At 69.1% G+C, this 24,538-nt stretch carries 17 protein-coding genes and 1 pseudogene; 8 read left to right on the top strand and 10 right to left on the bottom strand.

The window, feature by feature from the left end:
- Window positions 1-36 precede the first annotated feature (36 nt).
- The 4 genes from BLS81_RS12975 to BLS81_RS12990 all read right to left on the bottom strand — a co-directional run bounded on the left by BLS81_RS12975 (window position 37) and on the right by BLS81_RS12990 (window position 6,978).
- The gene (locus tag BLS81_RS12975) at window positions 37-2,112 is read right to left on the bottom strand and encodes a tetratricopeptide repeat protein (protein WP_256326227.1); all 2,076 of its coding nucleotides are present in this window, start codon (window positions 2,110-2,112) and stop codon (window positions 37-39) included.
- Window positions 2,105-3,466, bottom strand: a complete 1,362-nt coding sequence (gene prsR, locus BLS81_RS12980) for a PEP-CTERM-box response regulator transcription factor (protein WP_093224455.1) — start codon at window positions 3,464-3,466, stop codon at window positions 2,105-2,107. Before prsR ends, BLS81_RS12975 begins: the two co-directional genes overlap by 8 nt.
- Window positions 3,463-5,508 carry an XrtA/PEP-CTERM system histidine kinase PrsK gene (gene prsK / locus BLS81_RS12985; RefSeq protein ID WP_093224457.1) on the bottom strand — a complete coding sequence of 682 codons (2,046 nt, stop codon included), beginning with the start codon at window positions 5,506-5,508 and terminating at the stop codon, window positions 3,463-3,465. Before prsK ends, prsR begins: the two co-directional genes overlap by 4 nt.
- Before the next feature lie 78 nt (window positions 5,509-5,586).
- The gene (locus BLS81_RS12990; protein ID WP_093224458.1) at window positions 5,587-6,978 is read right to left on the bottom strand and encodes a TIGR03013 family XrtA/PEP-CTERM system glycosyltransferase; all 1,392 of its coding nucleotides are present in this window, start codon (window positions 6,976-6,978) and stop codon (window positions 5,587-5,589) included.
- Between the two features lie 206 nt (window positions 6,979-7,184).
- Here BLS81_RS12990 and BLS81_RS12995 point away from each other — a divergent pair, with 206 nt between their 5' ends.
- The 6 genes from BLS81_RS12995 to glgX are packed head-to-tail and all read left to right on the top strand — an operon-like array spanning window position 7,185 to window position 18,050.
- A complete protein-coding gene (locus tag BLS81_RS12995; RefSeq protein WP_093224460.1) occupies window positions 7,185-9,641 on the top strand; it encodes a glycogen/starch/alpha-glucan phosphorylase in 2,457 nt (818 codons plus the stop codon).
- Between the two features lie 27 nt (window positions 9,642-9,668).
- Window positions 9,669-11,822: a 1,4-alpha-glucan branching protein GlgB gene (gene glgB, locus BLS81_RS13000; RefSeq protein ID WP_093224461.1), complete on the top strand. Its 2,154-nt coding sequence runs from the start codon at window positions 9,669-9,671 to the stop codon at window positions 11,820-11,822.
- Window positions 11,823-11,838: 16 nt separating this feature from the next.
- Complete coding sequence (glgC, locus tag BLS81_RS13005; RefSeq protein ID WP_093224463.1) at window positions 11,839-13,101, top strand: glucose-1-phosphate adenylyltransferase; 1,263 nt, start codon at window positions 11,839-11,841, stop codon at window positions 13,099-13,101.
- A gap of 4 nt (window positions 13,102-13,105) precedes the next feature.
- Entirely contained in the window at window positions 13,106-14,557 is a 1,452-nt protein-coding gene (gene glgA, locus BLS81_RS13010) for a glycogen synthase GlgA (RefSeq protein ID WP_093224464.1), read from the top strand.
- Complete coding sequence (locus BLS81_RS13015) at window positions 14,554-16,182, top strand: alpha-D-glucose phosphate-specific phosphoglucomutase (RefSeq protein ID WP_093224466.1); 1,629 nt, start codon at window positions 14,554-14,556, stop codon at window positions 16,180-16,182. The genes glgA and BLS81_RS13015 overlap by 4 nt, the downstream gene beginning before the upstream one ends.
- Window positions 16,182-18,050: a glycogen debranching protein GlgX gene (glgX, locus tag BLS81_RS13020; RefSeq protein ID WP_093224467.1), complete on the top strand. Its 1,869-nt coding sequence runs from the start codon at window positions 16,182-16,184 to the stop codon at window positions 18,048-18,050. The genes BLS81_RS13015 and glgX overlap by 1 nt, the downstream gene beginning before the upstream one ends.
- 15 nt (window positions 18,051-18,065) lie before the next feature.
- On the opposite strand, the gene BLS81_RS13025 is transcribed toward glgX, so the two are convergent.
- The 3 genes from BLS81_RS13025 to BLS81_RS13035 all read right to left on the bottom strand — a co-directional run bounded on the left by BLS81_RS13025 (window position 18,066) and on the right by BLS81_RS13035 (window position 20,357).
- The gene (locus tag BLS81_RS13025) at window positions 18,066-18,788 is read right to left on the bottom strand and encodes a hypothetical protein (RefSeq protein ID WP_093224469.1); all 723 of its coding nucleotides are present in this window, start codon (window positions 18,786-18,788) and stop codon (window positions 18,066-18,068) included.
- A gap of 105 nt (window positions 18,789-18,893) precedes the next feature.
- Window positions 18,894-19,403, bottom strand: coding sequence for an OsmC family protein (locus tag BLS81_RS13030; RefSeq protein ID WP_093224471.1), 510 nt, complete (start codon window positions 19,401-19,403; stop codon window positions 18,894-18,896).
- 51 nt (window positions 19,404-19,454) lie between these two features.
- Entirely contained in the window at window positions 19,455-20,357 is a 903-nt protein-coding gene (locus BLS81_RS13035) for a LysR substrate-binding domain-containing protein (protein WP_093224472.1), read from the bottom strand.
- A gap of 116 nt (window positions 20,358-20,473) precedes the next feature.
- Here BLS81_RS13035 and BLS81_RS13040 point away from each other — a divergent pair, with 116 nt between their 5' ends.
- Both BLS81_RS13040 and BLS81_RS13045 read left to right on the top strand, forming a co-directional pair.
- On the top strand, window positions 20,474-21,226 hold the full coding sequence (locus tag BLS81_RS13040) for an SDR family NAD(P)-dependent oxidoreductase (protein WP_093224474.1): 753 nt from the start codon (window positions 20,474-20,476) through the stop codon (window positions 21,224-21,226).
- Between the two features lie 267 nt (window positions 21,227-21,493).
- Window positions 21,494-21,835: an SWIB/MDM2 domain-containing protein gene (locus tag BLS81_RS13045; RefSeq protein ID WP_176787159.1), complete on the top strand. Its 342-nt coding sequence runs from the start codon at window positions 21,494-21,496 to the stop codon at window positions 21,833-21,835.
- Window positions 21,836-22,029: 194 nt separating this feature from the next.
- On the opposite strand, the gene BLS81_RS21135 is transcribed toward BLS81_RS13045, so the two are convergent.
- From BLS81_RS21135 to BLS81_RS13055, 3 genes and pseudogenes are all read right to left on the bottom strand, one after another.
- Window positions 22,030-22,185 carry a YecA family protein gene (locus BLS81_RS21135; RefSeq protein WP_256326241.1) on the bottom strand — a complete coding sequence of 52 codons (156 nt, stop codon included), beginning with the start codon at window positions 22,183-22,185 and terminating at the stop codon, window positions 22,030-22,032.
- A 13-nt stretch (window positions 22,186-22,198) separates the two neighbouring features.
- A pseudogene (locus BLS81_RS21140) lies at window positions 22,199-22,600 on the bottom strand (UPF0149 family protein); the annotation flags it as partial.
- Between the two features lie 66 nt (window positions 22,601-22,666).
- The gene (locus tag BLS81_RS13055) at window positions 22,667-24,517 is read right to left on the bottom strand and encodes a M1 family metallopeptidase (RefSeq protein WP_093224477.1); all 1,851 of its coding nucleotides are present in this window, start codon (window positions 24,515-24,517) and stop codon (window positions 22,667-22,669) included.
- Window positions 24,518-24,538: the final 21 nt, after the last annotated feature.

The following is a 24,538-nucleotide window of genomic DNA, read 5'->3' on the forward strand; positions in this document are numbered from 1 at the left end:
TGTGAGGGCGTACGCTCCCCCGCGAACTCGGGGGAACTAGGTGCCTAACAGCCGCAACGCCGCCATCGCGGCCGCCCGGTCGCCGAACCCCGGATCGGCGAGCGCGGCGCGGATCTGCGCCGCCGCCTCGCCGTTTCGGCCGAGATCGCCGAGCGCCTGCCCGAGATGCCAGTGCAGCGTCGCGTCGCCCGGCGCGATCGCCACCGCCTTCTGGAACAGTTGCAGCGCCAGCGCAGTCTTGCCGAGCTGGTACAGCGCCCAGCCATAAGCGTCGGTCGCGGCCGGGTTCATCGGCGCGAGCGCATAGGCGGCCCTGGCATAGCTGCGCCCGGTCTCGGCATCGCCGTCGCCGGTATAAGCGACCGCCAGTTCCGCGAGCAGCGCCGCGTCGCGATTGCCCAGTTCCCCGCGCAGGCGCTCCAGCGTCTCGATCGCGTCGTCATAGCGCCCGGCGGCGATCTGCCAATGCGCGGCGATCCGGCGCCCGGCGATGCTCTGCGGGTTTTGCGACAGGAATTTGGTGAGCGCATCGAGCGCGGCGGGGCGCTGCCCGGCGCGCTCGAGCGCGTCGACCATGCGCAGCATCGTCGGTTCGTCGAAGCGGATGTCGGCGGCGCGGGTATAGGCGCGCGCCGCGTCGACGCCGCGACCCATCGCGGCGAGCGTATCGCCGAGCGCGAGCCAGGCGGCGGGCGCGCCGGGCAGGATGCGCGTGATCGCCTGCGCCTCGCCGAGCGCGCCCTTCTGGTCGCCCGTCTCCAGCAACCCGCGCACCGCGCTCAGCCGCGCGACCGGCTCGTCCGGCTGCGCGGCGGCGGCGGCGGTGAGCGCGGCCGGGGCGTCGTCGGTCCCGAACGGCGCCGCGCCCGGGCGCGCCGGCCAGAACGACCGGTCGAGATACGGCGCCGCCCAATCCCGTTCGCCCGATTGTTCGAACGCGCGCGCCGCCAGCGTCAACGTATAGCTGTCGGCATCGCCGCGCAGCGCCGCCGGGCGCAGCGCGGTGAGCGCCCCGCGCGCGTCCCCGGCGCGCAGCGTCGCCAGCCCGAGCAGCCGCTTGGCGGTGAGGTTCATCGGCTGCTGGCTCGCGAGAGCGCTCCACTGGTCGATCGCCTGCTGATACGCGCCCGCCTGATAGGCGAGCATCCCGCCCAGCAACCGCACCCCCGGCACGTCGCCGAGCGTCCCCGTCGCCCGCGCCAGCACCGTGCGCGCGAGGTCATAGTGTCCCGCGCGCGCTGCCAGCACCGCCTGGAGATAATAAGCGCGCGCGTCGTTCGGCCGCGCATCGAGCGCCTTGCGCGTCGCCGCCAGCATGTCCCGGTAGCGCCCGATGTCGCCGAGCGTCGCGGCATAGTCGATCAGCGCGTCGTAATAATAAGCGTCGCGCGCCAGCGCCGCCTCGAACCACGGCAAGGCCGCGACCAGCCCATATTGCGCGCGCACCAGTTCGCCGCGCAGCGTCAGCGCGGCGAGATCGTTCGGGCTGGCCTTGATCGCGCGCGCGGCGGCGTCGATCGCACCCGCGACATTGCCCGCCGCGAAGCGGATGCGGCCGAGATCGGCCCAGGCCGCGCCATCGTTCGGGTTCACGTCGAGCAGCCGGTCGAGCAGCGCCTCGCCCTCCGGCCCGTGCCCCTTGGCGGCGAGCGCGAGCGCGGCGACGCGCAGCGCATAGCCCGCGAAGCGCGGCTGCGCCTTGGCCGCCTCGGCCAGCGCGCGGTCGGGATCGCCTTCGAGCAAGGCGGCATGGGCGTAGAGCTGGTGGGCGCGGTCGTGGTCGAAGCCGTCGTCGCGCGCGCGGTCGAGCTCACCCTCCGCCGAAATGCCGTCGCCGAGCGCGAGATAGGCGCGCGCCAGCACCGCATGCGCGAGGCCCCAGTCCGGATCGGCCTTGATCGCGCGTTGTGCGTGCAGCCGCGCCGCGCTGTAATTGCCGGCATCGAGCAGCGTCAGGCTCTGGGCCAGCTCGCCGCGCGCGTGTTTCGCATCGGCGCGCGCCGGGGCGATCGTCCCCAGCGCGAAGACGCAGGCGCCCGCGACGGCGGCCAGCGCGCCGCTTGCCACCAGCGCGCGGCGCGCGATCCGAAACGATGCGCGACGCTCAGGCATGGAGATCATAGCTCTTCAGGAGGTCGTACAGCGTCGGCCGGCTGATGCCGAGCAGCTTGGCGGTGTTCGAGATATTACCCTCCGCGCGGGCCAGCGCCTGGCGGATGGTCTTGCGGTCGGCGCCCTCGCGCGCGGCGCGCAGGTTGAGCGGCGCCGCCTCCGCGTCACCCGCGAGATCGAGATCGGCGGCGGTGACGAGCTTGCCCTCCGCCATGATGACCGCGCGCTTCACCCGGTTCTCCAGCTCGCGCACGTTGCCCGGCCATCCCCAGGCGTCGATCGCGGCGCGCGCGTCGGGGGCGAGGCCGGTCACGGCGGAGTGCATCGTGCGGGCGTATTTCTTGAGGAAATGGCTGGCGAGCAGGCCGGCGTCCCCGCTGCGCTCGGCAAGCGTGGGGATGCGCACGACGATCTCGGCGAGACGATAATAGAGATCCTCGCGGAAAGAGCCGTCCGCCACCATCGTGTCGATGTCGCGATGCGTCGCGCAGACGATCCGCGTATCGACCGCGATCGGCTTGCGCCCGCCGATCCGCTCGATCACGCGTTCCTGCAGGAAGCGCAGCAGCTTGACCTGCAACGGCAGCGGCACGTCGCCGATCTCGTCGAGAAACAGCGTCCCGCCGCTCGCCTGCTCGATCTTGCCCTCGGTGGTCTTGATCGCGCCGGTGAACGCGCCCTTCTCATGCCCGAACAATTCGCTCTCGAGCAGCGTCTCGGGAATGGCGGCGCAGTTGATCGCCACGAAGGTGCCGCGCGCGCGCCGGCTGGTGTCGTGCAGCCCGCGCGCGAGCAGTTCCTTGCCGGTACCGCTCGCGCCCAGCAGCATCACCGACACGTCGGCGCCCGCGACGCGCTCGATCGTGCGCGTCACCTTGAGCATCTCGGGCGCAGCGGTGATCATGCCGCCGAGCGTGGTGCCGCTCGCGCGGTCGGCGAGGCGGCGGTTCTCCGCCTCCAGCGCGTGAACGTGGAAGGCGCGGGCGACGATCAGCCCGAGCGCGTCGATGTCGATCGGCTTCTGGTAGAAATCCCACGCCCCGTCGGCGATCGCCTGCCGCGCCGAATCGCGCGCGCCGTGGCCCGATGCGACGATCACCTTGGTGTCGGGCTTGAGCGCGAGGATCTCGGCGAGCGTCGCGAACCCCTCGGCCACGCCGTCGGGATCGGGCGGCAGCCCGAGATCGAGCGTGACGACCGCCGGCTCCTCGGCGCGCACCGCGTCGATCGCGCTCGCGCGGTCGCTGGCGACGATCACCTCATAGCCGTCATAGGCCCAGCGCAACTGGCGTTGCAGCCCCGGATCGTCCTCGACGATGAGCAATTTGGGCGGCGTCCTGGGCTTGTCGGTCATGCGGCCTGCTCCACGGGCATGTTGGGGGCGGGGGCGAGGGTCACCACGAAGCGCGTTCCCGCGCCCTCACGGCTGGTGACGGCAACGCCGCCGCCCATCGCCTCGGCGAGCTGGCGCGCCTCGAACGCGCCGATGCCGAACCCGCCCGGCTTGGACGACACGAACGGCTTGAACAATTGCTCGCGCACGAACGCGGGCGACATGCCGCAGCCGCTGTCGGCGACGATGAGCGTCGGGCGCGCGCCGCCGGCGACGGAAATCTCGACCGGCTCGTCCGGCCCGCTCGCCTCGATCGCGTTCTGGAGCAGGTGCGCGAGCAATTGCTCCAGCCGCGCCGGATCGGCGAGCGCGGTCGCGTGCGGCGTGCAGGTGAGCGTGATCGGATGCTGGCGGCGGCGCTGGCGGATCACGCGCTCGGCGATGTCGGCGAGATCGACCACGCGCGGTTCCTCGGCGCGGCCCGAATGGTGCTGCGACAGCCGCGCGAGCAGGTCGTTCATCCGCCCCGCCGAATCCTTGAGCGTGGCGATCATGTCGGCGCGGAAGGCGGGGTTCTCCGCGTGCCGCTCGGCATTGCGCGCGGTGAGCGTGAGCTGGCTGACCAGATTCTTGATGTCGTGCAGGATGAAGGCGAAGCGGCGGTTGAACTCGTCGAACCGCTCGGCCTCGGCCAGCGCCTCCTGCGCGCGCGCCTCGGCGAGATAGCTCGCCACCTGCCGCCCGGCGACGCGGAGCAGATCGAAATCCTCCCAGTCGAGCGCGCGGTCGATCGGCGGGCGCGCGAGCAGGATCGCGCCGGCGAGCTTGCCCAGATGCACCAGCGGCACCAGCGCCCAGGCGTCGGTCGCGAGCATCCACGCCGGCACGCTCGCCCGCTCGGCCGGGTCGGCGCCGCCGCCGCGCACCGCATCGAGTTCGATGATCCGGCCGCTGGCGGCGAGATATGCGGCGAGCGTCTCGTCGCTGCCCTGCGCGGGCGGATGCTCCCAGCGCCAGCCTGCGCCGATGCCGAGCCCCGCGCCCTCGGGCACCAGCAGCAGTCCGGCGGGCGAATCGGTCAGATCCGCCACCGCCTTGACGATCCGCTCGGCGAGCGGCGTTGCGCCCTCGGGCTGGCCGAGCGTGTCGGTGAAGCGCATCCATTCGGCGCGGTAATCATATCGGTGCGCGAAGACATGTTTGGCGAGCTTGATCTTGGTCCACGCCTTCACGCGCGGCGAGGAAAGCATGGTCAGCCCGGCGGCGGTGGTGCCGAACACGAACGCGGTCTGGAGCAGCCGCGCATGGTCTCCGCCCAGCGTGGCGATCGCGCTGATCGCGAGCAGCATCGCGACGGCATAGAGGATCGTCGCCGCGGCCGAGAGCGTCTGCCACGCGACCGTGCGCGACAGGTGCAATGTCCAGTCGCCGCCACGCTGCACCGCCACCGCGAGGATCGGCGCGGTCAGCGCCATGACGATGCCGCGCGCGGCGAGGAGGGGCTGCGGCGCGCCGCCCGCCGCATAGGCGGTCGCGGCGAGCATCAGATCGACGCCCCACATCGCCGCCAGCGCGATCACCACCAGCCGCACGCCGGCGCGCGCGCGCGGCACCACCGCGCCATGAAGATGCTGGACCAGCACCAGCGCGCCGATCGCCGCCACCGCGCGGAACAGCGCCCGCGCCGCGCCGAGATCGGCCGCGGCGTCCCGGCCGATCGCCGCCTGCGCGACGGCGAGCGCGCCCCCCGCCACCACGACGAGCATCACCGCGCCATAGATCAGCGAAACCGCGCGGCGGCGCGCATCGGCGGGGTCGCGCCGCACCAGCGCGAACATGAACGCGAGCCAGGCGAGATCGCGGCCGCTCTCGGCGAGGCGCGTCACCACCTCCGCGCCGCCGATGCCCGCCACCGCCAGCCCCCACAAAGCCGTCCCGCCCAACGCGGCCATCATGGTCAGCCGCGGCAGCCCCGATGGCCGTTCGCGCAGCAGCGACAGCGCCACGCCCGCGAACAGCAGCGCGGCGAGCGCATGGCCCCACAGGATCACGCTCGCGATCATCGGGTGCGTGCGCGCGCGTCCGGAGCGTGACCCGCCGAACGCTCCAGGTGCAAGTCGGATGGGTCAGCCGACATCGGCCTACCGCGCGCCTTCGGGGAACAGCACGACGCGGATCGTCTGAAGGATGATGAGCAGATCGAGGAAGGGCGAATAGTTCTTCGCGTAATACAGGTCGTATTCGAGCTTGTGGCGCGAATCCTCGATCGAGGCACCATAGGGATAGTTGATCTGCGCCCAGCCGGTGATGCCGGGCTTCACCATGTGCCGCTCGGCATAATAGGGCAGTTGCTGTTCGAGATCCTCGACGAACTGCGGCCGTTCGGGGCGCGGGCCGACGAAGCTCATCTCGCCCTTCAGCACGCTCCAGGTCTGCGGCAGTTCGTCGATCCGGCATTTGCGGATGAAGCGGCCGACGCGGGTGATGCGCGGATCGTCCTTCTCCGCCCATACCGCCTGCCCGGCGAGCTCGGCATCCTGCCGCATCGACCGCAGCTTGATGCAATCGAACCCGACGCCGAACAGCCCGACCCGGCGTTGCCGGTAGAAGGCCGGCCCCCGGCTCTCCAGCTTGACCGCGATCGCGGTGAGCAGGATCACCGGCGCCATCAACGCGAGCAACGTCGCGCTCGCGCAGATGTCGAACAACCGCTTGAACATGCTCGAGAACATCCGGCCCGACGAGAAGCCGTCGGAGAAGATCAGCCAGCTCGGGTTGACGCTCTGCAGATCGACCCGCCCGGTCTCGCGTTCGAGGAAGGTCGAAATCTCGTTGACGTGGACGCCGGTCGTCTTGATGCGCAGCAGATCCTTGAGCGGGAGCGCGTTGCGCCGTTCCTCCAGCGCCAGCACCACCTCGCTCGCGTTCAGCAGCACGACATGATCGGCCAGGTTGTAGATCGCCTCGCGCGCGATCGCCTCGGGAATGGCGCGCGGCGCGGCCTCGCTCATCGCGACATAGCCGACCACGACGAAGCCGGCGCCCGGTGCCGCCGCCAGCGCCTTGAGCCGCGCCGCGCGCGCGCCCGCGCCGAGCACGACGATCCGCCGCTTGAAGATCTGTCCGCCCAGCGCCTTGCCGAGCAGCATCCGCATCGCCATCAGCAGCAGCACGCTGATGCCCATCGAATAGAGCAGGTTGGATCGCCAGAAGGTCGCGCCGGGCACGAGGAAGAACACCACGCTGAGCAGGATCACCGCCAGCGAAACCGCCACCACCAGCCGCGCCAGCGCGAAGCGCAGCGATTGCAGCGACTGCGCGCTATAGACGCCGGTCGCCATCATCGCGACCTCGACGCACAGGGCGAAGGTGGCGAGCTGCGGGACGCGATGCTGGATCGGATCGACGATGCTGCCGAGCTGATGGATGCGCAGCACATACCCGGCCTCGCCCGCGATCACGAGCAGCGCGATGTCGAGCAGCCCGAGCAGCAGCACGGCGTTGGGGATGTAGTGCTTGAACAGCCTGATCATCGTCGCGTCGCCCCGGTGGCATGTGTAAGCAATTCCGACATGCCCGGGCCGTGTCGCAGAAATTGACAAACAAAGGCTAAACGGCGGCGGCGTCGCGGTCGCCATCGTCCGCGTGAGCGAAATCGTTACGCAGCCGCGCGAATTGGCTCTCTACAAAGCGCATCCGCCGCGATAGGCTCATTTCGGGTTGTCCTCGGGGGTTTTCGATGATCAAGGCCGTGTCCACGCTTCCCAAGCCGGCGCCGCGCGCCACCGATCCGGAGGTGCTCGCCGCCGAGATCGTCGAACGGCTCACCTATCGCATCGGCAAGAACGCGGTCGCGGCCAAGCCGCACGACTGGCTCGCCGCCGTCATCAACGTGATCCGCGACCGCATCATCGACCGCTGGATCGCCTCGACGCAGGAGACGTACGAACAGGGCGGCAAGCGCGTCTATTATCTCAGCCTCGAGTTCCTGATCGGCCGGCTGATGCGCGACGCGGTCTCGAACCTGGGGCTGATGGAGGAGATGCGGCAGGCGCTGGCGTCGCTCGGCGTCCAGCTCGATCTGATCCGCGAGCTGGAGCCCGACGCCGCGCTCGGCAACGGCGGCCTCGGCCGGCTCGCGGCATGCTTTATGGAATCGATGGCGACGGTCGACGTGCCCGCCTACGGATACGGCATCCGCTACGTGAACGGCATGTTCCGGCAGGAGATCCACGACGGCTGGCAGATCGAGCTGCCCGAGACCTGGCTCGCCCACGGCAATCCGTGGGAGTTCGAACGCCGCGAATCGAGCTACGAGATCGGCTTCGGCGGCACCGTGGAACCCGGCGTCGAGGATGGCGACGCGCGCGTGTGGAAACCCGGCGAGCGGCTGATCGCGACCGCTTATGACACGCCGGTGGTCGGCTGGCGTGCCGAGCGCGTCAACACGCTGCGGCTGTGGACCGCGACGCCGATCGACCCGATCCTGCTCGACCGGTTCAACGCCGGCGATCATCTCGGCGCGCTCGCCGAGAGCAACAAGGCGGACAGTCTCGCGCGCGTGCTCTACCCGGCCGATTCGAACCCCGCCGGGCAGGAACTGCGGCTGCGGCAGGAATATTTCTTCTCCTCGGCGTCGTTGCAGGACATCATCCGCCGCCACATCCAGTATTTCGGCGATATCCGCACGCTGCCGGAAAAGGCCGCGATCCAGCTCAACGACACGCATCCGGCGGTCTCGATCGCCGAGATGATGCGACTGCTGATCGACGAGCACGATCTGACCTTCGACGAAGCCTGGGCGGTGACCCAGCCGACCTTCGGCTACACCAACCACACGCTGCTCCCCGAGGCGCTGGAGACATGGCCGGTGCCGCTGTTCGAGCGCCTGCTGCCGCGCCACATGCAGCTCGTCTATGCGATCAACGCCCGGCTGCTGGGCGAGGCGCGGCGCGAAAAGGGCATGGACGACCGCGCCATCGCCGCGATCTCGCTGATCGACGAGACCGGCGAACGCCGCGTCCGCATGGCCAACCTCGCCTTCGCCGGGTCGCACAGCGTCAACGGCGTCGCCGCGCTCCATACCGAGCTGATGAAGCAGACCGTGTTCGCCGATCTGCACCGCATGTTCCCGGAGCGGATCAACAACAAGACCAACGGCGTCACCCCGCGCCGCTGGCTCCAGCAATGCAATCCCGAACTGACCGGGCTGCTGCGCGAGACGATCGGCGACGCCTTCCTCGACGATACCGAGCAGCTCGCCGCGCTCGACGCCGTCGCCGATGACGCCACGTTCCAGGCAAAGTTCAAGGCGGTCAAGCGCACCAAGAAGGCCGCGCTCTCCAACCTGCTGCGCGAGCGGATGGGGCTGAAGATCGACCCCAACGCGCTGTTCGACATCCAGATCAAGCGCATCCACGAATACAAGCGCCAGCTCCTCAACATCATCGAGGCGGTCGCGCTCTACGACCAGATCCGCTCGCATCCGGAGAAGGACTGGCAGCCGCGCGTGAAACTGTTCGGCGGCAAGGCCGCGCCGAGCTATGCCAATGCCAAGCTCATCATCAAGCTGGCGAACGACGTCGCGCGCGTCATCAACCACGATCCGGCGGTGCAGGGGCTGCTCAAGGTCGTGTTCGTGCCCAATTACAACGTCAGCCTCGCCGAAGTGATGATGCCCGCCGCCGATCTCTCCGAACAGATTTCGACCGCGGGCATGGAAGCCTCGGGCACCGGCAACATGAAGTTCGCGCTCAACGGCGCGTTGACGATCGGCACGCTCGATGGCGCCAACATCGAGATCAAGGATCATGTCGGCGACGAGAACATCATGATCTTCGGCCTCACCGCCGAGGAGGTCGCTGCCAAACGCGCCGGCGGGTATAATCCGCGCGAGACGATCGAAGCCTCACGCGAACTGAGCCAAGCGCTGTCGGCGATCGCCTCGGGCGTGTTCTCGCCCGACGACCGCGACCGCTACCGCGATCTGATCGGCGGCATCTATGATCGCGACTGGTTCATGGTCGCGGCCGATTTCGATGCCTATCACACCACGCAGCGCGCGATCGACGCGCTCTGGGGCGATGAAGCCGCATGGTATTCGAAAACCATTCGGAACACCGCGCGCGTTGGCTGGTTCTCCTCCGACAGGACCATCCGACAATATGCGAGCGAAATCTGGGGCGTTCTTCCATAGCCCGATCTTTGTGAGAAGGAGTGCGCGGTGAAACCCGGCGAAGCGGAAGCGATCGTCGCGGGTACGCATGGTGATCCGTTCGCGGTGCTGGGCGTGCACCGCGAGGGCAGGGCCATCGTCGCACGCTGCTACATCCCGGGCGCGGAAAGCGTCGAGGCGTTCACGCCCGACGGCACCGCGCTCGGCGCGCTCGCGCCCGCCGGCCCGGACGGGCTGTTCGCGGGCAAGGTCGCGCTCAAGGCGCCGCAGCCGCTGCGCTACCACGCGCGCAACGCCGGTGGCGACTGGTGGGTCGACGATCCCTACGCCTACGGCCCCGTGCTCGGCCCGATGGACGATTATTACATCGCCGAGGGCACGCATCTGCGGCTGTTCGACAAGCTCGGCGCGCATCCGCTCCACCACGAAGGCAGCGACGGCATCCATTTCGCGGTGTGGGCGCCCAACGCCCGGCGGGTCTCGGTGGTCGGCGCATTCAACCAGTGGGACGGGCGGCGGCACGTCATGCGCCTTCGCCGCGACACCGGCATTTGGGAAATCTTCATCCCCGGCATCGGCACCGGCGCGCCGTACAAGTTCGAGATCCTCGCCGCCGATGGCACGCCGCTGCCGCTCAAGGCCGATCCGTTCGCCTTCCACGCCGAGCTTCGCCCCGCCACCGCGTCGATCACCACCGCGCCGCTCGCGCACGCATGGGGCGATGCCGAGCACCGCGCCTTCTGGTCACAGGCCGATGCGCGCCGTCAGCCGATCTCGATCTACGAGGTTCACGCCGGATCGTGGCGGCGCGACTGGCACGGCAATTTCCTCACCTGGGACGAACTGGGCGAACAGCTCATCCCCTATGTCGTCGAGATGGGCTTCACCCATATCGAGCTGATGCCGATCACCGAACATCCCTATGATCCGAGCTGGGGCTACCAGACCACCGGCATGTTCGCGCCGACCTCGCGCTTCGGCGATGGCGAGGGGTTCGCGCGCTTCGTCGATGGCTGCCACCGCGCCGGCATCGGCGTGATCCTCGATTGGGTGCCCGCGCATTTCCCGACCGACGCCTTCGGGCTCGAACATTTCGACGGTACCGCGCTCTACGAACATGCCGATCCGCGCCAGGGCTTCCACCCCGACTGGAACACCGCGATCTACAATTTTGGGCGGCGCGAAGTGTCGGCGTTCCTCGTCAACAGCGCGCTCTACTGGACCGAGAAATACCATCTCGACGGTTTGCGCGTCGATGCGGTCGCCTCGATGCTCTACCTCGATTATTCGCGGCAACCCGGCGAATGGGTGCCCAACGAACAGGGCGGGCGCGAGAATTGGGCGGCGGTCGAATTCCTCAAGCGCATGAACATCGCGGTGTACGGCGCGCACCCCGGCATGATGACGATCGCCGAGGAATCGACCTCCTGGCCCGGCGTCAGCAAGCCGGCCCACGAAGGCGGCCTCGGCTTCGGCTTCAAATGGAACATGGGCTTCATGCACGATACGCTCGCCTATCTGGCGCGCGATCCGCTGTACCGGCAGTGGCATCATGACGAGATCCTGTTCGGACTCGTCTATGCCTTTTCCGAGAATTTCGTGCTGCCGCTGAGCCATGACGAGGTCGTCCACGGCAAGGGCACCTTGCTCACCAAGATGGCGGGCGACGACTGGCAGCAGTTCGCGAGCCTGCGCGCCTATTACGGCTTCATGTGGGGCTATCCCGGCAAGAAACTGCTGTTCATGGGGCAGGAATTCGCCCAGCGCCGCGAATGGAGCGAGAGCCGCCAGCTCGACTGGGACTTGCTCCAGGCCCCCGCCCACGACGGCGTGCGCTGCCTCGTGCGCGATCTCAACCGCGTCTATCGCGACACGCCCGCGCTCCACGCGCGCGATTGCGAAGGCGAGGGGTTCGCGTGGGTCGTCGCCGACGATCGCGCCAATTCGGTGTTTGCCTGGGTCCGCCGCGCGCCCGGCGAAGCGCCGGTCGTCGTCGTCACCAATTTCACACCGCAGGTGCTCACCGGCTACCGGCTGACGCTGCCCGCGGGCGGGCGGTGGCGCGAGATCCTCAACACCGATGCGCAAGGCTACGGCGGCACCGGCGCGGGCAATCTCGGCGGGATCGAAGCGGCCGAGGGCGGCGCGGCGGTCATCACCGTCCCGCCGCTCGCCACGCTCATGTTCGAACATACCATTTAACGGGAGAGATGCAGTCATGGTCGAACGGAGAGGCGCACCGCTAGCCCGCGATGCGATGGCCTATGTGCTGGCCGGCGGCCGCGGCAGCCGGCTGTGGGAATTGACCGATGTGCGCGCCAAGCCCGCCGTCTATTTCGGCGGCAAGGCACGGATCATCGATTTCGCGCTGTCCAACGCGCTCAACTCGGGCATCCGCCGGATCGGCGTGGCGACCCAGTACAAGGCGCATTCGCTGATCCGCCATCTCCAGCGCGGCTGGAACTTCTTCCGGCCCGAGCGCAACGAGAGTTTCGACATCCTCCCCGCCAGCCAGCGGCAGGAGGAATATGGCTGGTATTCGGGCACCGCCGACGCGGTGTACCAGAATCTCGACGTGATCGAGAATTACGCGCCCGAGTTCATGGTCATCCTCGCGGGCGATCACGTCTATAAGATGGACTATGAATTGATGCTGCAACAGCACGTCGATTCGGGCGCGGACGTGACGGTCGGCTGCCTCGAAGTGCCGCGCATGGACGCGACCGCGTTTGGCGTGATGCACGTCGACGAGGCCGACCGGATCATCGCCTTCGTCGAGAAGCCCGCCGATCCGCCCGGAATCCCCGCGCAGCCGGAGCTCGCGCTCGCGTCGATGGGCATTTACGTCTTCCGCACGAGCTTCCTCGCCGATCTGCTCCGGCGCGACGCCGCCAATCCGGCGTCGAAGCATGATTTCGGCGGCGATATCATCCCGTACGTCGTCGAACACGGCAAAGCCGTCGCGCACCGTTTCGCGGCGAGCTGCGTGCGTTCGAAGCTCGAGCAAAAGGCGTATTGGCGCGATGTCGGCACGATCGACGCCTATTGGGAGGCGAATATCGACCTCACCGATGTCATCCCGGAACTCGACATCTACGATCGCGCCTGGCCGCTGTGGACCTATTCGGAGATCAACCCGCCCGCCAAATTCGTGCATGATTACGAAGGGCGGCGCGGCAGCGCGATCTCGTCGCTGGTCGCGGGCGGGTGCATCATCTCGGGGTCGGCGCTCCACAAGAGCCTGATCTTCACCGGGGTTCGCGCGCACAGCTATTCGTCGATCACCGAAGCGGTGGTGATGCCCTATTGCGAGATCGGGCGCGGCGCGCGATTGACCAAGGTCGTGGTCGATTCGCACGTCAAGATCCCCGGCGGGCTGATCGTCGGCGAAGATCCGGTCGCGGATGCCGAGCGTTTCCGCCGTACCGAACAGGGCGTGGTGCTCATCACCCAGCCGATGATCGACCGGCTGGGCGACTGACGGCATGCTGGACGTTCTCGCCGTCGCTTCCGAGATGCACCCGCTGGTCAAGACCGGCGGCCTCGCCGATGTGGTCGGCGCGCTGCCGGCGGCGCTCGCGCCCTATGGCGTGCGCGTCACCACGATCCTGCCGGGCTATCCCGCCGTACTCGCGGCGCTCGCCGGCACGCGCACGGTGGCGCGCTATCCCGATCTTTTTGGCGGCCCGGCGCGCGTGCTACGCGCGAAGCTCGGCGAGGCGGCGCTGCTCGTGCTCGATGCGCCGCTGCATTTCCAGCGCGAGGGCGGCATCTACGGCGACACCACGGGGCGCGAATGGCCCGACAATTGGCGGCGCTTCGCGGCGCTGTCCTCGGTCGCGGCGGATATCGCGGGCGGCGCGATCAAGGGCTATGCGCCCGATATCGTCCACGCGCATGATTGGCAGGCGGCGCTGACACACGCTTATGTGCGCCACGGCCGCCGCCCCGATCTGCCGACGGTTACGACGATCCACAACCTCGCCTTCCAGGGTCGGTTCGATGCCGGCATCTTCCCGGCGCTGGGCCTGCCCGGCGGCGCCTTCGCGACCGAAGGCATCGAATATTATGGCGGCGTCGGCTATCTCAAGGCCGGCCTCTATTATGCCGACGCGATCACCACGGTCAGCCCCGCTTATGCCGACGAGATCCTGACGCCGACCCACGGCATGGGGCTCGACGGGCTGCTCGCCGCGCGGCGCGGGCGGCTGCACGGCATCCTCAACGGCATCGACACCGCCGAATGGGATTCGACGACCGATCCGCACGTGCCCGTCCACTATGGCCCGCGCGGCCTCGCCGAACGCCGCCGCAACCGCCGCGCGGTCGAGAAGCGCTTCGGCATCGCGCCCTCGGACGGGCCGTTGTTCGCGGTGGTGAGCCGGCTGACGTGGCAGAAGGGCATGGATATCCTCGCCGACGAGATCGACGGCCTCGTCGCGATGGGGGGGCGCCTCGCGGTGCTCGGTTCGGGCGACCGGGGGATCGAGGCGGCGATGCTCGATGCCGCCGCGCGCCACCGCGGGCGGGTCGGCGTGCTCACCGGCTTCGACGAGAGCCTGTCGCATCTCGTCCAGGCGGGCGCCGACGCGATCCTCATCCCGTCGCGCTTCGAACCGTGCGGCCTCACCCAGCTCTACGCGCTGCGCTACGGCTGCATCCCGGTGGTCGCGCATACCGGCGGCCTCGGCGATACCGTGATCGACGCGAATCAGGCCGCGCTCGCCGCCGGCGTGGCGACCGGGGTGGTGCATGATCCCGGCACGCGCGAGGCGCTCCACTCGGGCATCCACCGCACGATCGCGCTCTATCGCCAGCGCGAGACATGGGCGACGATGCAACGCGCCGGCATGCGCGCCGATTTCTCTTGGCGGCAGAGCGCGGCGCGCTATGCGGCTTTGTACCATTCGCTCCTCCAAGAACGGACGCCAGCATGATCGAGACCGTGCCGACGACGCCCTATCAGGACCAGAAGCCCGGTACGTCCGGGCTGCGCAAGAAGGTTCGCCACTTCCAGCAGCCGAACTATATCGAGAACTTCGTCCAGGCGATCTTCGACAGCCTCGAAGGCTTCGAAGGGCAGACCCTGGTGCTCGGCGGCGACGGCCGTTTCCACAACCGCGAGGTCATTCAGGTCGTGTTGCGCATGGCGGCGGCGAACGGCTTCGGCCGCGTGCTGGTCGGGCAGGGCGGCATCCTCTCGACCCCGGCGGCGAGCAACGTCATCCGCAAATACGAGGCGTTCGGCGGCATCATCCTCTCGGCCAGCCACAATCCCGGCGGGCCGGACGAGGATTTCGGGATCAAGTACAATATCGCCAACGGCGGCCCCGCGCCCGAGGGCGTCACCGACGCGATCTACGCGCGCACCAAGGTGATCGACGCCTACAAGACCGTCACCGCGCCCGATGTCGACATCGACACGATCGGCGAGAGCTTCATCGAAGGCATGTCGGTGCAGGTGATCGATTCGGTCGCCGATTACGCCGCGCTGATGGAAACCCTGTTCGATTTCGGCGCGATCCGCGATCTGATCGGTTCGGGTTTCCGCGTCGTGTTCGATGCGATGAGCGCGGTCACCGGCCCCTATGCGCTGGAGATCATCGGCCGCCGGCTCGGCGCGGGTGAGGATGCGATCTTCAACGGCGTGCCGCTGCCCGATTTCGGCGGGCACCATCCCGATCCCAACCTCGTCCACGCGCACGATCTGTACGACCGGCTGATGGCCCCCGACGCGCCCGATTTCGGCGCCGCGTCGGACGGCGATGGCGACCGCAACCTCATCATCGGCAAGCACATCTTCATCACGCCCTCGGATTCGCTGGCGATGCTCGCCGCCAATGCGCATCTCGCGCCGGGCTATGCCGCCGGTCTCAAGGGCATCGCCCGCTCGATGCCGACCAGTGGTGCCGCCGACCGCGTCGCGGAAAAGCTCGGCATCCCGCTCTACGAGACGCCGACCGGCTGGAAGTTCTTCGGCAATTTGCTTGATGCCGGCATGGCGACGATCTGCGGCGAGGAAAGCGCGGGCACCGGATCGGACCACGTCCGCGAGAAGGACGGGCTGTGGGCGGTGCTGCTGTGGCTCAACATCCTCGCCGCGCGCCGCGAAAGCGTCGCCGCGATCGCGCGGCAGCATTGGGCGACCTACGGCCGCAATTACTATGCCCGCCACGATTACGAAGGCATCGACACCGCCGCCGCCGACGCGCTGATGGCCGATCTGCGCGGTCAGCTCGCGGCGCTGCCCGGCACCGAGGCGGCGGGGCTGAAGATCGCGAGCGCCGACGATTTCGCCTATACCGATCCGGTCGACGGCTCGGTCAGCGCGAAACAGGGCATCCGCATCGGCTTCGAAGGCGGCTCGCGCGTGGTGTTCCGCCTGTCGGGCACCGGCACCTCGGGCGCGACGCTGCGCGTCTATATCGAGCGCTACGAACCCGCCGACGGCGATCTCGCGCAGGACACGCCGCAGGCGCTCGCGCCGCTGATCGCCGCGGCCGAGGCGGTCGCCGGCATCACGCGCCACACCGGCCGCAGCCAGCCCGACGTCGTCACCTGATGGAGCCGCCGTTCCCGCCCGGTGCCTATCCGCAGGAGGATGGCACCCATTTCACGATCTGGTCGGACCATGCCGAGACGGTCGATGTCGTGCTGTTCGGCGCCGGCGACGCCGAGATCGGGCGGCAGCGGCTCGAGGCCGGGCAGGGCGGCTGGCACCATGTCTTCGTCGAGACGGTCGAGCCGGGCGCGCGTTACGGCTATCGCATGACCGGGCGCTACGAGCCGTCCGCCGGGCTCTGGTACGATCCCGCCAAGCTGCTGGTCGATCCGTATGCGCTCGCGGTCGACCGCCCGTTCGTGCAAGACCCAAGGCTCGGCCAGCGCGGCTATGATACCGCCGCGCTCGTTCCCAAGGCGATCGTCACGGCGCTGCCCGAGCCGGGCTTCCCCGAGCCGCCGCGCTTCGCGCCGGGCGGATTGATCTACGAAGTCGCGGTGCGTCCGTTCACGATGCTCCACCCCGACGTGCCCGAGGCGCAGCGCGGCACCATCGCCGCGCTCGGCCATCCGGCGGTGATCGCGCACCTCAAGAAGATCGGCGTCGCCGCCATCGAACTGATGCCGATCGCGGCGTGGATCGACGAGCGCCACCTGCCGCCGCTGTGGCTGCGCAACGGCTGGGGCTACAACAGCGTGCCCTTCATGGCGCTCGACCCGCGCATCGCGCCGGGCGGCATCGGCGAGTTGCAGGATGCGGTGGAGCGGCTGCACGCCGCCGGCATCGGCGTGATCCTCGATATGGTGTTCAACCACAGCGGCGAAAGCGACGCGATGGGCGGCACGCTGTCGCTGCGCGGCATCGACGGCGCGGCCTATTTCCGCATGGCCGACGGCATGCTCGTCAACGATACCGGCTGTGGCAACACGCTCGCGTGTGAAGGCGCGCCGATGCGGCGGCTGATCCTCGATACGCTGCGCCATTTCGTCATCAACGCCGGCGTCGACGGCTTCCGCTTCGATCTCGCGCCGGTGCTCGGGCGCGGGGCGGGCGGCTTCGATCCGCAGGCGCCCCTGTTCGCCGCGATCGCCGCCGATCCGGTGCTCGCCGATCGGGTGATGATCGCCGAACCGTGGGATCTCGGCCCCGGCGGCTATCAGCTCGGCAATTTCCCCGCCAACTGGCTCGAATGGAACGATCGCTACCGTGACGACGTGCGCCGCTTCTGGCGCGGCGACGCGCACCGGCTCGGCGATTTCGTCACGCGCGTCGCCGGATCGTCCGACGTGTTCACCGGCGCCGCGACGCGGTCGGTCAGCGCGGTCGCCTCGCACGACGGTTTCGCGCTCGGCGATCTCGTCGCATACGCGGTCAAGCACAACGAGGCGAATGGCGAAGGCAATCGCGACGGCCACGATCCCAATTTCTCGTGGAACAACGGCGTCGAGGGGCCGAGCGACGATCCCGCGATCCGCGACGCGCGGCGCCGCGACGTGAAGGCGTTGCTCGCCACGGTGTTCGCCACGCGCGGCACGATCATGCTCACCGCCGGCGACGAGTTCGGCCGTACCCAGCGTGGCAACAACAACGCCTATTGCCAGGACAATGCGATCACCTGGCTCGACTGGGCGAACCGCGACACCGATCTGGAGGATTTCACCGCCGGCCTCGCGGCCCTGCGCGCGCGCAGCCCGCATCTGTCCGATCCGGCGATGCTCACCGGCCCCGATGTCGCGTGGCTGCGCCCCGATGGCGGGCATTTCGAGGACGCGGACTGGCACGTGCCCGATGCGGGCGCGGTCGCGATGCGGCTGAACGGGGTCAGCGTGCTGTTCAACCGCACCGATACGGCGGTCGCCTTCGCCGATCCGCCGAGGACGGTGCCGGCGCGCAGCGTCGCCTTCGTGCTCGACGGCGCGCCGGCGTGAACCCGGGCGCGGCGATCAGGCCCGCGCGATCCAGTCGGCCAGCGCGATCACCGGCGCGCTGAACCCGCCGAGCATCACGATCAGGACGAACACCGTCTGCCCGGCGGTGCCCCACCAATAGGCGGGATGGATCGAGCCGCGCGCGCGCACGTCATACACCATCGCCGCGGCGATATAGAGCATCGACGCCACATAGACCGCAACCGGCGACCAGATGCCGAACAGCGGCATCGGCAGGATACGCCCGAGCGCGGGCGAGATCACCACCGCCATCGCGCACAGCATCAGCCGCTTGTGCCAGTCGGGCCGGTTGCGCCGCCCGATCGCGGCGCCGACCAGCGCGCCGAACAGCGCCACGCCCAGCACGTCGAGCAGCAGGAACACGCCCGGCATGAAGAAGAACGGCACCGCGCCACGGCGCAGGCACATCACCGTGACGACGATCCCCAGCACCACCATCAGCGCGGCGAGCACGCCGCCGACCGCGCCCAGCCGCCGGTGGATCGCGATCGACCCGGTCGCGACCAGCCCGTTCTGGACCAGATAGAACCCCACCCAGGATACGAACACCATCGCGTGCAGGTGGATCTGGATCGGCAGTGTGCTCGGCGGCTGCGTCATCCGCGCGTAGCTCAACGAGAATCCCACCACGACCGTCGCCGCGAAGGCGATCGCCATGCGGAAGAAGAACGCCCGCTCCGCCGAGACCGGATCGCGCGATAGTGCCGTCGTCGCCATATGCTCCCCCCAACCGCCCCCGATCGGTGTTGGAAAAACATACCCTAGAACGAGGTCGCCGGCAAAGGATTGGCGATTTTCGACATGGCCGCGCCGGCCGCGCGCTCAATGCTCCGCGAAGTCGAACGATCCCCGGCCGACCGCGATCAGCGCCTCCATGTCCGCCATGTGCGTCACCGCCGGCTCGCATGGCGGGGTCGCCGCGCTCGCCTGCGTCTCGACGCGGGCGCCGCCGGTCAGCGTGCGATGGACCGGGCAGCGATCGGCGATCTCGATCAGCCGTGCGCGCTGCGCCGCGTCGAGATCGCCCTCGATCGCGATGCGGCGGGTGAACAGATCGGGCGGGGTCGTGCCGGTCTCGCGGCGATGGCCGACCTGCGTGCGGATCGCGCCGACCGGCCAGCCCTTTTGCGCCGCGTACAGCCGCAGCGTCATCGTCGTGCAGGCCGCGAGCGCCGAGCACAGCAATTCATAGGGCGTGGGTCCGCTGCCAAGACCACCCGCCGCGACCGGCTCGTCGGCGAGGATCGTCGTGTCCCCCGTCTGGATGCGGATCTGGAAGCGGCTGGTGCCGGTTTCCTCGGCGATGGCGCCGCCGGGCAGCGGATCGGTCATGCGGTTGCTCCTGTCTTGCGTGCCGCTACATGCCACGCGGCGGCGGCCCGGTCACGCGCGGGTGGCGACCTCGCGCGGGAAGCAGGCGGCGAGATGGTCGATGAACGCGCGCACCGCCGGCGGCAGCCCGCGCCGCGTGGTGAAGACGATATGGACGATCCCCGCCGCGGCCGCCCAATCGGGCACGACCTGCACCAATGTGCCCGCGGCGAGCGCGGCGGCGCAGCTATGGTCGGGCAGCAGCGCGATGCCGAGGCCGGCGATCGCCGCCTCGCGCAGCGCCCCGAAGTCGCCGCAGGTCATGCGCGGCTCGTGCCGCCAGCGCCACACCGCGCCATCCGCTGCGTGCAGCTCCCACGTCACCTCGCCGGGCACGTCGGCGGAACTGAGCGTCGGATAGCCGGCCAGCGCCGCGACGTCGTCGCCGAGCCCGTTCGCCAGCGCCGGGCTCGCGACGAGGATGCGCCGCGACACGCCGAAGCTGCGCATCGTCAGCGCCGCGTCGCTGGTTAGCGTGACGCGCACCCGGAGCGCAATGTCGATGCCCTCGCCGATCAGGTCGACCGGCCGATCGACCGCGAGCACATGCAGCCGCACGCGCGGATAGCGTGCGAGGAACCTCCCGATCACCGGCGCAAGCGTTTCGAGCAGCCCGGTCGGGCAGGAGAAGCGCACCAGCCCTTGCGGCTCGGCCTGCGCGCTGGCGACGATCGCCTCGGCCTGTTCGGCCTCCAGCAGCATCGCGCGGCACCGTTCGTAGAACGCCTGGCCGGTCTCGGTGACGCGGAAGCGGCGCGAGGAGCGCTCGATCAGCCGGACCCCCAGCCGCGCCTCCAGCGCGGCGACGCGCCGGCTGAGCTTGGACTTGGGCTGGCCGAGCGCGCGCCCGGCGGCGGCGAACCCGCCGTGTTCGACCACGCGCGCGAAAAAGACATAGTCGTTGAGGTCGTTCATCGTTCCTCTGATAGAACGCTAAGGGCCGAAATCGTCATCTACCCGCTTCGGCGTTGCCGATCCATCTCCCGTGCAGCCGACGCGAACGGGTCGCGTCGCCGGACAGGAGACATAGAATGCGCACGGATTTTCAAGACAAGGTCGTCGTCGTCACCGGCGGCACCAGCGGCATCGGCCTCGCCACCGCCAAGGCGTTCGCGGACGCGGGCGCATCGGTATTCGTCACCGGCCGCCGTCAGGATGCGCTCGACGCGGCGGTCAAGACGATCGGCGGCCGCGTGACCGGCGTGCGCGGCGACATGAGCGTGCTCGCCGACATAGACCGGCTGTATGACGCGGTCCAGCAGCAGCATGCCCAGATCGACGTGGTGTTCGCCAATGCCGGCGGCGGCACCTTCGCCCCGCTCGGCGCGATCACCGAGGACCAGTATGAATCGACCTTCGCCACCAACGTCAAGGGCACGTTGTTCACCGTGCAGAAGGCGCTGCCGCTGCTGCGTGACGGCGGCGCGATCGTGCTGACGGCCTCGACCGCCGGCGTATCGGGCACGCCCGCGTTCAGCGTCTATGGCGCGACCAAGGCGGCGGTGCGCAGCTTCGCGCGCAACTGGGTGCTCGATCTCAAGGACCGGCACATCCGCGTCAACGCGGTCAGCCCCGGCCCGATCGACACCGCCGGCCTCAACGAGCTGTTCGGCGGCGGTGAACAGGCGGACGGCGTGAAGGCGCAACTTACCCAGATGATCCCGAGCGGCCGCGTCGGCGAGCCCGAGGAAGTCGCCAAGGCGGTGCTGTTCCTCGCCTCGGACGATGCCAGCTTCATCAACGGCATCGAATTGTTCGTCGATGGCGGCATGACGCAGATCTAGCCGCGCGCCGCGCGAGCCTTCGCGCCGCGCCGCGCGCGGTGCGGAGGCTCGCGATCAGCCCACTTGCCCTTTTTCGCCGTCGCGCGGATGATGGCGCCGCCGCTCGCGGGCGATGTCGGCGCATTTTTCCAAGACCGGGGGCGGTTCCGTCGCATAAACGGGGCGCAACCGTGTCAAAACGGGGGCATGCCGGCAACGAAGACGGACGAGCGACGTATATGCCTGGCAGGGAGCATTCCGCTCGAACGGGCAAGCACGGAGAGCATGATGGCACGAACGGCAGAGAAGCGCGGCAAGGACGAGACGGCGGCCGCCGAGAAGAAGGTCAAGGCGACCGGCAAGCCCGCCGGCGGCGCGCGCGGCGGCATCACCGCCCCCGTCACCCCGTCGGATGATCTCGCCGAGATCGTCGGCAAGAAGGATCTGCCGCGCAGCGACGTCGTCAAGAAGGTCTGGGACTATATCAAGAAGCACGATCTGCAGGACGCGAAGGACCGTCGCCAGATCAACGGCGACGACAAATTGCAGAAGATCTTCGGCAAGAAGTCGGTCAGCATGTTCGAGATGAACAAGCACCTCAGCGCGCATCTCACCGCGAAGAAGGACTGACGGTACCGCGCGTCGCGCCGCCGGCGGCCGGCACCCCCGGCCCCGGCGTCGCGGCGCCACATCCACCCCCTTCGCCCCGGCGCGAACCACCCCGTTCGCCCTGAGCGCAGTCGAAGGGCGTGCCCCCGGCGCAGCGCTCGCGGACACCTGCTTCGCCTGCGCTCAGCGCGAACGGCCGAACGAGCACGCTCTCACTACGCGGCGCAGCACTTCTTGAACTTCTTCCCCGATCCGCACGGGCACGGATCGTTGCGGCCGACCTTCGCCGCGCGCGCGCCGGTTTCCGGCAGCGCCACGCCGCGCCGCGTACAGCCGCAGCACCTGTCCGGCGATCTCGCCCGGCGCGGCATCGCTGATCGCGTTGAGCTCGATGCTGGTCAGCGCCGTCGTGTTGTCGGCGATGTCCGAAAGCATCCGCAGATAGGAGAGCGCGGCTGCGTCGTCGCCGCTGGCCGCGCGCCACGCGCCGTCGCGCAGCGCCATCGCCTCGGCGAAGCCCGCGATCCAGATCTCCCACAGCACCTCGCCGTTGCGGTCGTCCACGTCGAAGATCGGCTGGAGCTTGCCGCGCCCGAGATCGCGCAGGATCTCGCCATAGCGCGCCACCACCATGTCGGCGAAAAGATCCGCGTCGAGCGGATCGTCGAACGGCGCCGCCTCGCCATACAGCCCGCCCCAGATCGGCGGCAGCCATTCCGCCGGCGCGATCGGCTCGGGCGCGGTGGCGATGCCGGCGAGATAGCCGTCCAGCTCGGAGAGCAGCATCGCGTCATCGGGCAGATCGTAGAGGATGTCGTCGAGCCGCCGCAGCCGCGAGGGGAGTTTCGCCACCTATTTGACCACCCCGTCGAGCGTCGCCGCCACCGTCGGGTGATAGGTCGCGCGCGCGCTCGCATAGATGCGCCGCGCGATCGGCTGGCCCCACGACCCTTGCGCCATCAGCGCGCGATAGAGCGGATAGACGAACAGCCCGCGCCCGATCGTGTGCAGATAGTGGTCGAGCGCCGGCACGACCGGATCATAGTGGTTGGCGATGGCGAGGCTGAACCACGCGAAGCCGATATAGGCGCTCGGCGATTTCGACAGCGCCCAGGCCGAGTCCATTTCCGCCAGTCGCGCCGCCGTCTGCTGGCGCGGCAGGCCGTTGAGGAAGCGCAGCCATTCCTGAGTGCTCCACCGGCTGGTGTCGATCGAGGCCGCCGCCGCGCCGCCGTCGAACGCGGCGATCCTGGTGTCGATCGCCGCCAGCGTCGCCGAGCGGACATGCACCGCATTGTCGGGGAGCCCCGGCTGATACGCCCAGCGGTCGAGCTCCAGATCCTTTTCGAGCGCGGCATCGCCCTTGATGAGATTGGCGCGCAGATCGGCGAGGAAGCCGGCGGTGGTCTGCGGCTGGAAGGCGTGGCGATCGAAATAGCCGCGCAGATACGCATCCCAGCGCGCCCGCCCGACGCGAACTTCGATCGTGCGCAGGAAGGTCGCGCCCTTGTTGTAATCGAGCTCGCCATATGTGCCGCCGGGATCGCCGTGCAGCCGCGTCGCGCCCGACTCCGGCCCGGCGGCCTTGAGGTCGCGCTGGAGATTGTCCCAGCTCAGATCGGCGAGCGTCGCGGCGCGCTCCTTGCCATAGACCGCCTCGTCGATGCGGTTCTCGAAATAGGTGGTGAAGCCCTCGTTGAGCCACGCATCCGACCAGGTCGCGTTGGTGACGAGATTGCCCGACCAGCTATGCGCGAGTTCGTGCGCGATCACATCGACGTTGGATTTGTCGCCGGTCAGGATCGTCGGCGTGGCGAAGGTGAGGGTCGGGTTCTCCATCCCGCCATAGGGGAAGGAGGGCGGCAGCATCAGGATATCGTAGCGCCCCCAGCGATACGGCCCGTAGAGCGCGCTCGCCGCCGCGACCATCTTCTCGGTGTCGTCGAGTTCGGCGGCGGCGCGCGCGAGTGTCGCCGGCTCGGCATAGACGCCGGTGGTCGGCCCGAGCGGCTTGAACGCGAGATCGCCGACCGCGAACGCGATCAGATACGGCGGCACCGCATGCGGCATGTCGAACGCGAAGCGCTTGCGGCCGTTGGCGGCGGGTTCGCCTTTGGGGGTGAGCCGGTTCGCGCTCATCACCGCGATCATGTCGGCGGGGACGGTGAGGTGCGCCGACCAGCTCTGGCGGATGCCGGGGCTGTCCTGCGTCGGGATCCAGCTCCGGTTGTTGGTCGGCTCGCCCTGGCTGAACAGGAACGGCTTGGTCTTGCCGGCGGTGAGCGACGGCGGCAGCCATTGCAGCGCGCTCGCCTTGGGCGCGGAGGTATAGGTGACGACGATCCGCCGCGCGTCACCGATCGCGACGGTGAGCGGCGCGCCCTTGTCGGGCACGATGGCGCCGACGGTGTATTTCAGCGCGCGGCCCTTGGCGTCGGTGATGCGGGCGATGACGAGCCCGTCGTCATCGAGCACGATCGAGCCGACGCCCGGCTTGGCGAGGATGTCGAGCGTCGCGGTGCCGCTCAGCCGCTGCGTGGTGAAATTGGCGGTGAGATCGAGATCGACATGCGTCACCCGCGCCTTTTCCGGCTCGGCGAAGGAGAGCGTGTCCCTCGCTTCGGGCGTGGTGAGGATCGGAGCGGGCGCCGCCGCCGGGGCGGCAAGCGGCGCGGCGGCGAGCGCGATGAGGGTCGGGATCATCGCAGCGTGCTACCGGGTTTC

The organism is Sphingomonas sp. NFR15 (assembly GCF_900103265.1).
Classification (GTDB): domain Bacteria; phylum Pseudomonadota; class Alphaproteobacteria; order Sphingomonadales; family Sphingomonadaceae; genus Sphingomonas; species Sphingomonas pollutisoli.

Excerpts from the sequence above, each read along its gene's own strand:
- BLS81_RS12975 (WP_256326227.1), bottom strand. The coding sequence starts at position 2,112 with ATGCCTGAGCGTCGCGCATCGTTTCGGATCGCGCGCCGCGCGCTGGTG.
- prsR (WP_093224455.1), bottom strand. The coding sequence starts at position 3,466 with ATGACCGACAAGCCCAGGACGCCGCCCAAATTGCTCATCGTCGAGGAC.
- prsK (WP_093224457.1), bottom strand. The coding sequence starts at position 5,508 with ATGATCGCGAGCGTGATCCTGTGGGGCCATGCGCTCGCCGCGCTGCTG.
- BLS81_RS12990 (WP_093224458.1), bottom strand. The coding sequence starts at position 6,978 with ATGATCAGGCTGTTCAAGCACTACATCCCCAACGCCGTGCTGCTGCTC.
- BLS81_RS12995 (WP_093224460.1), top strand. The coding sequence starts at position 7,185 with ATGATCAAGGCCGTGTCCACGCTTCCCAAGCCGGCGCCGCGCGCCACC.
- glgC (WP_093224463.1), top strand. The coding sequence starts at position 11,839 with ATGGTCGAACGGAGAGGCGCACCGCTAGCCCGCGATGCGATGGCCTAT.
- glgA (WP_093224464.1), top strand. The coding sequence starts at position 13,106 with ATGCTGGACGTTCTCGCCGTCGCTTCCGAGATGCACCCGCTGGTCAAG.
- BLS81_RS13015 (WP_093224466.1), top strand. The coding sequence starts at position 14,554 with ATGATCGAGACCGTGCCGACGACGCCCTATCAGGACCAGAAGCCCGGT.
- glgX (WP_093224467.1), top strand. The coding sequence starts at position 16,182 with ATGGAGCCGCCGTTCCCGCCCGGTGCCTATCCGCAGGAGGATGGCACC.
- BLS81_RS13025 (WP_093224469.1), bottom strand. The coding sequence starts at position 18,788 with ATGGCGACGACGGCACTATCGCGCGATCCGGTCTCGGCGGAGCGGGCG.
- BLS81_RS13030 (WP_093224471.1), bottom strand. The coding sequence starts at position 19,403 with ATGACCGATCCGCTGCCCGGCGGCGCCATCGCCGAGGAAACCGGCACC.
- BLS81_RS13035 (WP_093224472.1), bottom strand. The coding sequence starts at position 20,357 with ATGAACGACCTCAACGACTATGTCTTTTTCGCGCGCGTGGTCGAACAC.
- BLS81_RS13040 (WP_093224474.1), top strand. The coding sequence starts at position 20,474 with ATGCGCACGGATTTTCAAGACAAGGTCGTCGTCGTCACCGGCGGCACC.
- BLS81_RS13045 (WP_176787159.1), top strand. The coding sequence starts at position 21,494 with ATGGCACGAACGGCAGAGAAGCGCGGCAAGGACGAGACGGCGGCCGCC.
- BLS81_RS21135 (WP_256326241.1), bottom strand. The coding sequence starts at position 22,185 with ATGCCGCGCCGGGCGAGATCGCCGGACAGGTGCTGCGGCTGTACGCGG.
- BLS81_RS13055 (WP_093224477.1), bottom strand. The coding sequence starts at position 24,517 with ATGATCCCGACCCTCATCGCGCTCGCCGCCGCGCCGCTTGCCGCCCCG.